The following is a 12,765-nucleotide window of genomic DNA, read 5'->3' as shown; positions in this document are numbered from 1 at the left end:
AACGCAGCATGACGGCTGAATACAAAGTGCTCGGCGATGTCGCCGTGATCACGATGACCAACCCCCCGGTCAATGGCCTCGGTTTCTCGACACGCATCGGCATCACCGACGGTCTCTCCAAGGCCATCGACGACCCGGCCGTCAAGTCGATCGTCATCACCGGCGCGGGCAAGGCCTTCTCCGGCGGCGCCGACATCAAGGAGTTCGGCACGCCAAAGGCGTTGCAGGAACCCAATCTGCTGAGCGTGATCCTGGCGCTCGAAGCATCGCCGAAGCCCATCGTGGCGGCGATCCACTCCGTGTGCATGGGCGGCGGCCTCGAACTGGCCCTGGGTTGCCACTATCGCGTGGCCGCACCCGGCACCAGCGTTGCATTGCCCGAAGTCAAGCTCGGCCTGCTGCCCGGTGCCGGCGGCACGCAGCGCCTGCCACGCGTCCTGGGCGTGGAAACCGCACTGAACATGATCGTGAGCGGTGAAGCCGTCAAGAGCGAGATGCTCGCTTCGCTGCCCGGCCAGAAGCTGTTCGACAAGCTGGCCGCATCGCCGGAATCGCTGTTCGACGAGGCCGTCGAATTCGCGAAGTCTGTCGCCGGCAAGACGGGCGAGGCGCTGCCGCTGGTGCGCAACCTGCCGTGCAAGCACCCGCAAGGCGATGCCTATTTCCAGTTCGCTAAGAACATGGTCGGCGGCATGTCGAAGAATTACCCCGCGCCCCTCAAGTGCGTCGATGCCGTGCAGGCCGCGACCAAGCTGAAGTTTGACGACGGCATGGCCGAAGAGCGCCGTCTTTTCACGGCGCTGATGTTCACGCCCGAATCGATGGCGCTGCGCCACCTGTTCATGGCCGAGCGCGCCGCTTCGCGCATTCCGGACGTGGCCGATGACACGCCGCAGCGCGCCATCAAGTCCATCGGCGTGATCGGCGCCGGCACCATGGGCGGCGGCATCTCGATGAACTTCCTGAACGCGGGCATCCCCGTCAAGATCCTCGAGATGAAGCAGGAAGCCCTCGACCGCGGCATCGCCACCATCAAGAAGAACTACGAAGCCCAGGTCAAGAAGGGCAAGCTCAAGCAGGACAAGTACGAGCAACGCATGGCGCTCTTGAGCACCACGCTGAACTACGACGACCTGAAGGACGCGGACCTCATCATCGAAGCCGTGTTCGAAGAACTCGGCGTCAAGGAAAAGGTCTTCAAGGAACTCGACCGTGTCGCCAAGCCCGGCGCGATCCTGGCCTCGAACACCTCCACACTCGATGTCGACAAGATCGCTGCCTTCACGAAGCGCCCGCAGGACGTGGTCGGCATGCACTTCTTCAGCCCGGCCAACGTGATGAAGCTGCTCGAAGTCGTGCGCGGCAAGCAGACCGCCAAGGACGTGCTCGCGACGGTCATGTCCACCGCCAAGAAGATCAAGAAGACCGCAGTCGTCTCCGGCGTGTGCGACGGCTTCATCGGCAACCGCATGATCGAGCAGTACTCGCGCCAGGCCGGCTTCCTGCTGGACGAAGGCGCGACGCCGCAGCAGGTCGACAAGGCCATCGAGAAGTTCGGCTTCGCGATGGGTCCGTTCCGCATGGGCGACCTGGCCGGGAACGACATCGGCTGGGCGATCCGCAAGCGCCGCGCCACCGAGATCGCCGACATGAAGTACAGCCGCACGGCCGACAAGCTTTGCGAACTGGGCCGCTTCGGCCAGAAGACCGGGGCAGGGTGGTACGACTACCAGGCCGGCAAGCGCGACGCGATCCCGTCCGACCTGGTCAACAAGATGATCGAGGACCATCGCAAGGAAATCGGCATCACGCCGCGCAAGATCTCCGACGAAGAGATCGTGCAGCGCCTGGTCTACGCCCTGGTCAACGAAGGTGCCCGCATCCTCGAGGACGGCATCGCCTCCAAGTCCGGCGACATCGACATGGTGTACCTGACGGGCTACGGCTTCCCGATCTGGCGCGGTGGCCCGATGCACTACGCATCGCAGGTCGGCCTCTACAACGTGGCCGAGTCGATGAAGCGCTTTGCGAAGAACCCGCGCGACGACGCGAGCTTCTGGCAGCCGGCGCCGCTCATCCAGAAGCTGGTGGCCGAAGGCAAGTCGTTCAGCTGACCGGAGGCGAGACCGCTCTATGCTGAAACGCGTCTTCCTTGCGTTGCTGCTCGCGCTCGTGGTGCTGGTGGCGGCGGTGGCGGTCAACACCTGGCGCACGCCGTCGCGGCAGCTTGCCGTGGCGCCTGCGCCTGCACTGGTCATCGACAAGGAGGCCGCTGCGAAGCGGCTGTCCGGTGCGATCCAGTTCCATACGGTGTCCAGTCTCGAGAATCCGACCGCCAACGACGCCGAGTTCGACAAGCTGCATGCCTACCTGGCAGCGCAGTTCCCCAAGCTGCATGCCACTCTCAAGAAGGAAGTGGTAGGCCAGAAGGCGCTGCTCTACACGTGGACCGGTTCTGATCCCGCCGCCAAGCCGATCGCGTTGATGGCGCACCAGGACATGGTGCCCATCGCTTCCGGGACCGAAAAAGCCTGGTCGGTCGATCCCTTCGCGGGCGAGATCAAGGACGGCTTCGTCTGGGGCCGAGGCGCGCTCGACAACAAGGGCAACCTGATGGCCCAGATGGAAGCCATCGAGATGCTGATCGCCAGCGGTTTCCAGCCGAAGCAGACGATCTACCTCGTGATGGGCGACGACGAGGAGGTGAGCGGCCTGCGCGGCGCGTTGCCCATCGCCGAACTGCTCAAGTCGCGCGGCGTGCGTCTCGACTGGGTGCTCGACGAAGGCCTGCTGGTGCTCGATGGCGTGCTGCCTGGCCTCTCGAAGCCGGCGGCGCTGATCGGCCTGGCGGAGAAGGGCTACGGCACGTTCTTCCTGTCGCTCGACACGGCTCCGGGCCACTCGTCGATGCCGCCGGCGCACAGCGCCATCGGCACCATGAGCGCGGCGCTCGCGCGGCTGGAAGCGACGCCGATGCCCGGCGGCATCCAGGGCGTCGCGGGCGAGATGTTCAGCACGCTCGCGCCGGAGATGAGCGGCATCAACCGCGTAATGCTTTCCAACTTGTGGCTCACCCGGCCGCTGGTCGAGAGCCAGCTCCAGAAGAGCCCGAGCAGCAACGCCATGCTGCGCACGACGACAGCGCTCACCATCGTGCGCGCCGGCAACAAGGACAACGTGCTGCCGGGCCGCATCGAAGCCGCCGTCAACTTCCGCATCCTGCCGGGCGACACGATCGACAGCGTCGAGGCGCATCTCAAGCGCGCCCTCGGCAATGATGCGATCCAGGTCAAGCGCTATCCGGGCAACTCGGAGCCTTCGCCGGTCTCGCCGACCGACGGCGTCGGTTACCGCTCCATCGAGCAGGCTCTGCGCCAAGTGTTTCCGGACGCCATCGTCGCACCGGGCCTCATGACCGCCGCCACCGACTCGCGCCACTTCAGCATCCTGAGCGATTCGGTCTACCGCTTCTCGCCGTTCCGCGTGAAGAGCGAGGACCTCGCGCGCTTCCACGGCACCAACGAGCGCATCTCGATCGCCAACTACGGCGAGGCGATCCAGTTCTATCACCAGCTGCTGCAGAACACCGCACAGCCCCAGTAACCGTCATTCCTCTTCTTCAAAGGACCTCACCATGACCAGCGCCGTCATTGTTTCCACCGCCCGCACGCCGCTCGCCAAGAGCTGGAAGGGTGCCTTCAACATGACGCACGGCGCCACGCTCGGCGGCCACGCGGTGCAACACGCGGTGCAGCGCGCCGGCGTCGATCCCGCGACGGTGGACGACGTGATCATGGGCTGCGCCACGCCCGAGGGCGCGACGGGTTCCAACATCGCGCGCCAGATCGCGCTGCGCGCCGGCCTGCCGATCACCACGTCGGGCATGACCATCAACCGCTTCTGCTCGTCGGGCCTGCAGACCATCGCGACCGCCGCCCAGCGCATCATCGCCGGCGAAGGCGAGGTCTACGTGGCCGGTGGCGTCGAAAGCATCTCCTGCGTGCAGAACGAAGCCAACAAGCACATGCTGGCCGACCCCTGGCTCGTGAAGCACAAGCCCGAGATCTACTGGAACATGCTGCAGACGGCCGAGCAGGTCGCCAAGCGCTACAACATCGGCCGCGATGCGATGGACGAATATGGCGCCGCCAGCCAGCAGAAGGCCACCGCCGCGCTCGAAGCCGGCCGCTTCAAGGACGAGATCGCCCCGATCACGGTGCTGGCCGGCGTCGCCGATCCGGTGATGGGCCTGCGCACCAAGGAAGTCACGATCGAGAACGACGAAGGCATCCGCGCCGGCACGACCAAGGAAGGCATCAGCGGCATCCGCCCGGCCATCCCGGGCGGGCTGATCTCGGCCGGCAATGCCAGCCAGTTCTCCGACGGCGGCGGCGCCTGCGTGCTCGTCGATGAAAAGTACGCGGAGCAGAAGGGCCTGAAGCCGTTGGGCCGTTTCCTCGGCTTCGCGGTCGCGGGCTGCGAGCCCGACGAAATGGGCATCGGCCCGGTCTTCGCGATCCCGAAGGTGCTCAAGCGCCTCGGGCTCAAGGTCAGCGACATCGACCTCTGGGAACTGAACGAAGCCTTCGCGGTGCAGGTGATCTACTGCCGCGACAAGCTCGGCATCCCGGGCGAACTGCTGAACGTCGACGGCGGCGCGATCGCGGTGGGTCACCCGTACGGCGTGAGCGGCCAGCGTCTCACAGGTCACGCGCTCATTGAAGGCAAGCGCCGCGGCGCGAAGAAGGTTGTCGTGACGATGTGTATCGGCGGTGGCATGGGCGCGGCAGGCGTCTTCGAAGTCCTTTGACGCCATAGCAAAAGGAAAAGGCCATGGCGTCGAAAACGCAGCAGGCCTCGCCCGAGCAGTTCCTCGCCATGGGCCGGCAGGTCCTGGCGTCGCAGCCTTTCAGCGCACTCATCGGCGCTGAAATGCACGCGCTGTCGCCGGGATTCATCGACCTCCAGTTGCCGGTGACCGACAAGGTCCGGCAGCAGGACGGGTTCGTGCATGGCGGCGTGGTCAGCTATCTTGCAGATAACGCGCTGACCTTCGCGGGCGGAACCGCGATGCAGGTGCCCGTCGTCACCGCCGAGTACAAGATCAACTACGTCCGGCCGGCCATCGGCGAGCGCCTGATCGCGCGCGCCAAGGCCGTTCACGTCGGCAAGTCGCAATCGGTGTGTACCTGCGAAGTCTTCGCGGTCACCGGGGGCGAGGAAAAGCTCTGCGCCATCGCGCAGGGCACCATTGCACGGTCGCCTTCCAAAACATAGATCGCGTAGCGAACAGATCCATGAGCCTTCGTTCCACCCTCGATTTCCTTCTCTACGACTGGCTCCATGCCGAGTCGCTCAGCGAGCGCGAGCGCTTCGCCGATCATTCGCGCGAGACCTTCGATGCGGTGCTCGACACCTGCGAGCGCATCGCGCGCGACAAGTACGCGCCGTTCAACCGCACCGTCGATACGCAGGAGCCGCATTTCGACGGCGAGAAGGTCATCCTGCCGCAGGCCACGCACGACGCGCACAAGGCTTTTGTCGAATCCGGCATGCTGAGCGCGGCACAGAACTACGACATCGGCGGCATGCAACTGCCCTACACCTTGTCCGCCGCCGCGAACAGTTTCTTCGCCATGGCCTCGGTCAGCATCGGCTCGAACATGCTCACCAGCGGCAACGCCAACCTGCTGATGGTGCACGGCACCGAGATGCAGAAGGACGTGTTCGCCAAGAACGAATTCGCCGGGCGCTGGGCGGGCACCATGTGCCTGTCGGAGCCGCAGGCTGGTTCCAGCCTCAGCGACGTCGCGACGCGCGCCGTGCCCGATGGCGCGGACTTCCAGGACGATCCGCTCGGCCCGCGCTACCGGCTGACCGGCAACAAGATGTGGATCTCCTCCGGCGACCATGAGCTGACCGAGAACATTGTGCACATCGTGCTCGCGAAGATCCCCGACGAGAACGGCAAGCTGGTCCCGGGCACGCGCGGCATCTCGCTTTTCATCGTGCCGAAGAAGATGGTCGACACCGAAGGCCGGCTGACCGGCGAACGCAACGACGTCGCGCTCGCGGGCCTGAACCACAAGCTCGGCTGGCGTGGCACGACCAACACGCTGCTCAATTTCGGAGAGGGCAAGTTCCCGGTCGGCGGCAAGGCCGGCGCCGTGGGCTACCTGGTCGCGCAGCCCGGCAAGGGCCTGCACTGCATGTTCCACATGATGAACGAGGCGCGCATCGGTGTCGGCACCGCGGCGACCATGCTCGGCATGGCCGGCTACCACGCCTCGCTCGACTATGCGAAGAACCGCCCGCAAGGCCGACCCGCTGGCCCCGCCGGCAAGGACTCGGGGAAGCCGCAGGTGCGCATCATCGAACACGCCGACGTGCGCCGCATGCTGCTCGCGCAGAAGGCGTATTGCGAAGGCGCACTGGCGCTGGAGCTCTACTGCGCGCGCCTGGTCGACGAACAGAAGACCGGCGATGCACAGGCCGCCGACGACGCGCGCCTGCTGCTCGAAGTGCTGACCCCGATCGCCAAGAGCTGGCCCAGCGAATGGTGCCTCGAAGCCAACTCGCTCGCGATCCAGGTGCACGGCGGCTACGGCTACACCCGCGACTTCCCGGTGGAGCAGTACTGGCGCGACAACCGTCTCAACATGATTCACGAGGGCACGCACGGCATCCAGGCGGCCGACCTGCTGGGTCGCAAGGTGCTGATGGAAGATGGCCGCGGCCTGCAACTGCTGGCCGGGCGCATCACCGAGACCATGCGGCATGCCGGCGCGGTGCCTGCGCTGAGCGCCCATGCGAAGGCGCTGGGCGAAGCCCTGCAGCGCATCGGCTATGCGACGAAGGCTGCATGGTCCACAGGCAATCCGCAGGAGGCGCTGGCCAATGCCGTGCCCTACATGCAGGCCTTCGGTCACGTGGTGCTGGCGTGGATCTGGCTGGACGTCGCGCACCGCGCGCTCGAACGAGACGCCGCCAAATCGTCGCCTGCCACGGCAGGGCGCGTCGCAGCGGCCGACTACTTCTTCCACTACGAACTGCCGAAGATCGGAGCCTGGCTCAACGTGGTCGAGAGTCGCGACCCGACCTGCACGGCACTGCCCGAGGAAGCTTTCTGATGGCCGAAGCCAAGCCGCACGCCGCGCTGGAGAAATGGATCTGGATCCTGATCTACGGCGGTCTTTTCATGATCATCATCGGTATCGCGACCGGTCGCGAGGTGGCGGCCCTCGGCTGGTCGCTCGCCGTTCCCGGAGGCGTACTCACCGCGGTCGGCGTCGTGCTGATCTATGTTCGCTCCCGTTTCAAGAACTGAAGGACTCGCCGTGATCAAACACATCGTGATGTGGAAACTCAGGAAGGCCAGCGACGCGGCGCAGTTCAAGGCCAAGCTCGACAGCTGCAAGGGCCTGGTGCCCGGCATGCGCGAGTTCGAGGCCGCCGTGCGTACCGAAGGCCTCGAAGCCAACTGCGATGTCGTGCTCGTCTCGTCCTTCGACGACAAGGCGGCATTGCAGGCCTATCTGGAGCACCCGACGCATGTCGAGGTGTCTGCAGTCCTCGGCGGCTTGCGCGAATCGCGCAGCGTGCTCGATTTCGAAACCCATTGATCCCGGAGACACCATGACTGCACGCAGCATCCAGAAGCTTTTCGACCTCACTGGCAAGGTGGCGCTCGTCACCGGCGGCTCGCGCGGCCTCGGCCTGCAGATGGCGCATGCGCTCGGCGAAGCCGGCGCGAAGATCATGCTGAGTTCGCGCAAGGCCGACGACCTGGAGCAGGCGGCCGCCGAACTGCAATCCGCCGGCATCGATGCGCGCTGGATCGCGGCCGACTGCTCGAAGGAAGAAGACACGCGCCGGCTCGCCACCGAGACGCTGGAGCGCATGGGCGCCGTCGATATCCTCGTGAACAACGCCGGCGCGAGCTGGGGCGCCCCCGCCGAGGACCATCCGGTCGAGGCCTGGGACAAGGTGATGAACCTCAACGTGCGTGGCTACTTCATCCTCGCACAGCAGGTGGCACGCGCCTACATGATCCCGAAGAAGGCCGGGCGCATCATCAACATCGCGTCCATCGCCGGCCTCAACGGCAACCCGCCCGAGATGCAGACGCTGGCCTACAACACCTCCAAGAGCGCGGTGATCGGCTTCACGCACACGCTGGCGGCCGAGTGGGGCAAGTACAACATCAACGTCAATGCGATTTGCCCGGGCTTCTTCATGACGAAGATGGCCGCAGGCCTGATCAAGTCGATCGGCGAGGAGAAGATGGCCTCGCATGCGCCGCTGGGCCGTCTCGGCGACGACGAGGATCTGAAGGGCGTCACGCTGCTGTACGCCAGCGATGCCGGCAAGCACATCACCGGCCAGTGGCTGGCGATCGATGGCGGCGTCAGCGTGGTGTTGGGAGCATGACCACGTCCGACGACCTCAACCTGCGGTCCTACGTGGACCGCATTCCCTTCGCGCGCCACCTGGGCTTCGAGATCGCCAAGTTCGAAGGTGGCGAGTCCGAGCTGCACTACACGGCCAAGCCCGAGCATCTGAACACTTTCGACGTGACGCACGGCGGCGCCTGCATGACGATGCTCGACATCGCCATGGCCGCCGCGGCGCGCAGCGACACGCCAGAGATCGGCGTGGTCACGATCGAGATGAAGACGACCTTCATGGCGCCCTCCGTCGGCCCGCTGATCGCGCGCGGCAAGCTGCTGCATCGCACGGCGACGATGGCCTTCACCGAAGCGAAGATCTACGACGCACAGGAGCGTGTCTGCGCGCACGCGACCGGCACCTTCAAGTATGTGAAGCGGCGCTTGCCAACCGGTCCGGCGAGCGCCAACGAAATGCGTCCTCCGTCCACCGACTGACCCTGTTTTACCGAGACACACCATGCCCACCAACAGACAACAGATTCTCGACAACCGCCCCGAAGGCGAAGCCGTCGCCAGCAACTTCAAGCTGGTGACCACCGAGACGCCCGCGCTCAACGACAACCAGGTGCTGGTCCGCCATCACTACATGAGCCTGGACCCCTACATGCGCGGCCGCATGAACGACGCCAAGAGCTACGCGCAGCCTCAGCCCCTCGGGCAGGTGATGCAGGGCGGCACGGTCGGCGAAGTGGTCGAGAGCAGACACCCGAAGTACGCGGTCGGCGACAAGGTCGTCGGCTTCGGCGGCTGGCAGGAATACAGCGTGGTCGATGCATCGCAGCCCGGCGCGCTCAAGAAGGTCGACACCACGCAGGTGCCCCTGTCCCACTACCTCGGCGCGGTCGGCATGCCCGGCGTCACGGCCTGGTACGGGCTCGTGAAGATCATCAATCCGAAGGCGGGCGAGACCGTCGTCATCACGGCCGCCAGCGGCGCGGTCGGCAGTGCCTTCGGTGCGCTGGCCAAGGCGCGCGGCTGTCGGGTGGTTGGCATTGCCGGCGGTCCGGACAAGTGCAAGTACGTCACCGACGAACTGGGCTTCGACGCCTGCATCGACTACCGCCAGCACCCCGACGTGAAGAGCATGAGCGCGGCACTGAAGGAAGCCTGCCCGAAGGGCATCGACGGCTACTTCGAGAACGTCGGTGGCTACATCTTCGATGCGGTGCTGCTGCGCACCAACGCCTTCGCGCGCATCGCGCTGTGCGGGATGATCGCAGGCTATGACGGGCAGCCGCTGCCGCTGGCCAACCCGGCGTTGTTCCTGGTCAACCGGCTCAAGCTGGAAGGCTTCATCGTCAGCGAGCACATGGAAGTCTGGCCGGAAGCGCTGGCCGAACTCGGCGGGCTGGTGGCGAGCGGCAAGCTGCGGCCGCGCGAGTCGGTTGCGCAAGGCATCGAATCGGCACCAGAGGCTTTCCTCGGTCTGCTCAAGGGCAAGAACTTCGGCAAGCAACTAGTCAAACTGATCTAGGCTCGCCCCCAGGCTGCGCGCACTTCGTGTCGCTTCGCCTACCCCCTGCCGGGGGCAACACCGGCGGCCCGGCAAAGCCGGTTCCGCGGTGTTTCACGAAAGAAGGAGGCTCTTGATGAGTGACGTTGGAACGCATGAGGTCTTCAACCAGCCGGCCCCGCTGTCCGGCTACAACCTTTTCGAAACGAACCGCCCGCTGCGGGATGCGTTGAAGTTCAATGCGCCACAGTTGGAGGTCGCGCCGCTCCAACACCTGGGTGCCGTGGTCGGTACTGCGGAGATGCAGACGCATGCGCGGCTTGCGAACACGCAGACGCCGGTGTTGCATACGCATGATCGCTTCGGGCGGCGGATTGATGAGGTGGAGTTTCATCCGAGCTATCACGCGCTCATGGCTGCGGCCGTGGGGGCGGGACTGCATGGGGCGCCTTGGGGGGCCTGCCCCCACCCCAGCCCTCCCCCGGAGGGGGAGGGGGTTCGGACGTCGCCGCATGTTCAGCGAGCCGCCGGCTTCATGCTCTTTACCGAGCTGGAGCCATCGATGCTTTGCCCGATCTCGATGACCTATGCGGTGACGCCCGCATTGCGCGGCAACGCGGCCCTCCATGCAGACTGGGGGCCGAAGCTCACGAGCCTCTGGTACGACCCCGCGCTCAAGCCCTGGCACGCCAAGCCCGGCGTGACGATGGGCATGGGCATGACCGAAAAGCAGGGCGGCTCGGACGTGCGCGCCAACACGACGCGGGCCGTCCGCGCGGGCAGCGACAACTGGGGCGAGCGCTACGAGATCACCGGCCACAAGTGGTTCTTCTCCGCGCCGATGTGCGACGCCTTCCTGGTGCTGGCGCAGGCGCCGGCCGGGCTGTCGTGCTTCTTCCTGCCGCGCGTGCTGTCGGACGGCACCCGCAATGCCATTCACATCCAGCGCCTGAAGGACAAGCTCGGCAACAAGGCCAATGCCAGTTCCGAAGTCGAGTTCCATGGCGCGAGCGCCTGGCTGGTGGGCGAAGAGGGGCGCGGGATTCCGCAGATCCTCGAGATGGGCACGATGACGCGGCTCGATTGCGCGCTCGGCACCAGCGGCCTGATGCGCCAGGCGCTGAGCCTCGCGCTGAACCACACGACGCAGCGCCAGGCCTTCGGCAAGCCGCTGATCGAGCAGCCGCTGATGAAGAACGTGCTGGCCGATCTCGCGCTCGAAAGCGAAGCGGCCACCGCGCTCGCCATGCGCCTCGCGCGCGCCTTCGATCACCAGGACAGCGAACACGAACGCCTGATGGCGCGCCTGCTCACGCCGGTGGCCAAGTTCTGGATCTGCAAGCGCGGCAGTCACCTCGCGCAGGAAGCGATGGAATGCCTCGGCGGCAACGGCTACGTGGAGGAGGGCGGCGAAGGCGTGATGGCGCGCGTCTACCGCGAGATGCCGCTCAACTCCATCTGGGAAGGCGCAGGCAACATCATGGCGCTCGATCTGCTGCGCGGCCTGCGCAAGGGCGACGCCGTCGCCGCGCTCGCGCAGGAACTCGCGCCGGCGCGCGGCATCGACGCAGCGCTCGACCGGCTGGCCGACGCGCTGCCCGCCCGCATCGAGGCGATGGCGACGGAGGCCGAGGCCCGCCGCCTCGCGCAGGACGTGGCGCTGGCGGTGCAGGGCGCACTGCTCGCACAGACCGCGCCGGGCGCCGTCACCGGCGCCTTCTGCGCATCGCGCCTCGGCGGCGATTGGGGTCACGCCTTCGGCACGCTGGGTGCGGGCGTCGATTTCGATGCGATCATTGCGCGCGCGCAGCCTCGTTGATCACGACCCCACGAAGGACTTCCATGGCAGACCTGATCCTCCACCATTACGCGACTTCGCCGTTCTCCGAGAAGATCCGGCTGATCCTCGGCTACAAGAAGCTCGCCTGGAAGTCGGTGATCATTCCGCAGATCATGCCCAAGCCCGAGCTCGTGACGCTCACGGGCGGCTACCGCAAGACGCCCGTGCTGCAGATCGGCGCGGACATCTACTGCGACACCGCGCTCATCTGCGACGTGCTCGAGCACGTGGCGCCGACGCCGTCGATCTACCCCGAGCCGGGCAAGGGCCTCTCCCGCCTGGTTGCCCAGTGGGCCGATACCTCGCTGTTCTGGGCCTCGATGGCGTACAGCTTCAGCGGCAAGGGCGCGGCCGACGTCTTCGGCAAGGCGCCGCCCGAGTTGGCCAAGGCCTTCGGCGACGACCGCAAGGCGATGAGCGTCAACATGGTCCGGCTGCGGCCCGGCGATGCCGCAGCGGCCTACAAGTCCTACCTGCGGCGCCTGTCCGACATGCTGGACGACACCGACTACCTGCTGGGCGCCTATCCGACGGTGGCGGACTTTGCCAGCTACCACCCGCTGTGGTTCACCCGCAAACGGACGCCGTCCATGGCCGGCATCCTCCAACTCACGCCGGCCGTGGTCGACTGGCTGGATCGGATGGCCGGCATCGGCCACGGCACGATGGAGACTTTCGACGCGGCGCAGGCCATCGAGGTGGCAGCCGCTTCGGAACCCCACACCTTGCTTTCGGACAGTACCTTCCAGGACGAGCACGGCATCGCGCTGGGTTCGCGGGTGACGATCGCGGCCGAGAGCTTCGGGCCGGAGCCGACGGAAGGCGAACTGATCGCCGCTTCGCGCACGCACTACACGCTGCGCCGCACCGCCGACCGGATCGGCACGGTGCATGTGCACTTTCCGCGCATCGGCTACGTCCTGAAGGCGGTCGAAAGCTGACCACCGAGGACGCAGCGCGGGCACCTAGGCGACTGCGTCTATCGCCAATCCGTCATTCAATAGCGTCTCCGCAGAACAGAG

12 protein-coding genes are annotated in these 12,765 nt (G+C 66.1%); all 12 read left to right on the top strand.

Going from position 1 to position 12,765, the window contains the following annotated elements; all coding sequences use genetic code 11:
• Positions 1-8: 8 nt before the first annotated feature.
• The 12 genes from AC1D3B_RS20535 (at position 9) to AC1D3B_RS20480 (ending at position 12,684) form a co-directional block, all read left to right on the top strand.
• Positions 9-2,114 carry a 3-hydroxyacyl-CoA dehydrogenase NAD-binding domain-containing protein gene (locus AC1D3B_RS20535; protein ID WP_478192518.1) on the top strand — a complete coding sequence of 702 codons (2,106 nt, stop codon included), beginning with the start codon at positions 9-11 and terminating at the stop codon, positions 2,112-2,114.
• A gap of 19 nt (positions 2,115-2,133) precedes the next feature.
• Positions 2,134-3,603 carry a M20 family peptidase gene (locus AC1D3B_RS20530; protein WP_478192517.1) on the top strand — a complete coding sequence of 490 codons (1,470 nt, stop codon included), beginning with the start codon at positions 2,134-2,136 and terminating at the stop codon, positions 3,601-3,603.
• 31 nt (positions 3,604-3,634) lie between these two features.
• Positions 3,635-4,810 carry an acetyl-CoA C-acyltransferase gene (locus AC1D3B_RS20525; RefSeq protein ID WP_478192516.1) on the top strand — a complete coding sequence of 392 codons (1,176 nt, stop codon included), beginning with the start codon at positions 3,635-3,637 and terminating at the stop codon, positions 4,808-4,810.
• Between the two features lie 23 nt (positions 4,811-4,833).
• The gene (locus AC1D3B_RS20520) at positions 4,834-5,277 is read left to right on the top strand and encodes a PaaI family thioesterase (RefSeq protein WP_478192515.1); all 444 of its coding nucleotides are present in this window, start codon (positions 4,834-4,836) and stop codon (positions 5,275-5,277) included.
• A gap of 20 nt (positions 5,278-5,297) precedes the next feature.
• Complete coding sequence (locus AC1D3B_RS20515; protein WP_478192514.1) at positions 5,298-7,130, top strand: acyl-CoA dehydrogenase; 1,833 nt, start codon at positions 5,298-5,300, stop codon at positions 7,128-7,130.
• The gene (locus tag AC1D3B_RS20510) at positions 7,130-7,327 is read left to right on the top strand and encodes a hypothetical protein (RefSeq protein ID WP_478192513.1); all 198 of its coding nucleotides are present in this window, start codon (positions 7,130-7,132) and stop codon (positions 7,325-7,327) included. The genes AC1D3B_RS20515 and AC1D3B_RS20510 overlap by 1 nt, the downstream gene beginning before the upstream one ends.
• Before the next feature lie 10 nt (positions 7,328-7,337).
• Positions 7,338-7,622: a Dabb family protein gene (locus AC1D3B_RS20505; RefSeq protein ID WP_478192512.1), complete on the top strand. Its 285-nt coding sequence runs from the start codon at positions 7,338-7,340 to the stop codon at positions 7,620-7,622.
• 13 nt (positions 7,623-7,635) lie between these two features.
• Positions 7,636-8,430: an SDR family oxidoreductase gene (locus AC1D3B_RS20500; protein ID WP_478192511.1), complete on the top strand. Its 795-nt coding sequence runs from the start codon at positions 7,636-7,638 to the stop codon at positions 8,428-8,430.
• Positions 8,427-8,885 (top strand): PaaI family thioesterase, encoded by a 459-nt coding sequence (locus AC1D3B_RS20495; protein WP_478192510.1) that lies wholly within the window; start codon positions 8,427-8,429, stop codon positions 8,883-8,885. Before AC1D3B_RS20500 ends, AC1D3B_RS20495 begins: the two co-directional genes overlap by 4 nt.
• Before the next feature lie 22 nt (positions 8,886-8,907).
• Positions 8,908-9,924: an NADP-dependent oxidoreductase gene (locus tag AC1D3B_RS20490; protein ID WP_478192509.1), complete on the top strand. Its 1,017-nt coding sequence runs from the start codon at positions 8,908-8,910 to the stop codon at positions 9,922-9,924.
• A gap of 115 nt (positions 9,925-10,039) precedes the next feature.
• A complete protein-coding gene (locus AC1D3B_RS20485; protein WP_478192508.1) occupies positions 10,040-11,722 on the top strand; it encodes an isovaleryl-CoA dehydrogenase in 1,683 nt (560 codons plus the stop codon).
• A gap of 23 nt (positions 11,723-11,745) precedes the next feature.
• Entirely contained in the window at positions 11,746-12,684 is a 939-nt protein-coding gene (locus AC1D3B_RS20480) for a glutathione S-transferase family protein (RefSeq protein ID WP_478192507.1), read from the top strand.
• Positions 12,685-12,765 lie beyond the last annotated feature (81 nt).

It is taken from the genome of Variovorax sp. P5_A3 (assembly GCF_056400665.1).
The sequence above is the reverse complement of the archived record's forward strand: the minus strand, read 5'-3'. Positions and strand labels throughout refer to the sequence as shown.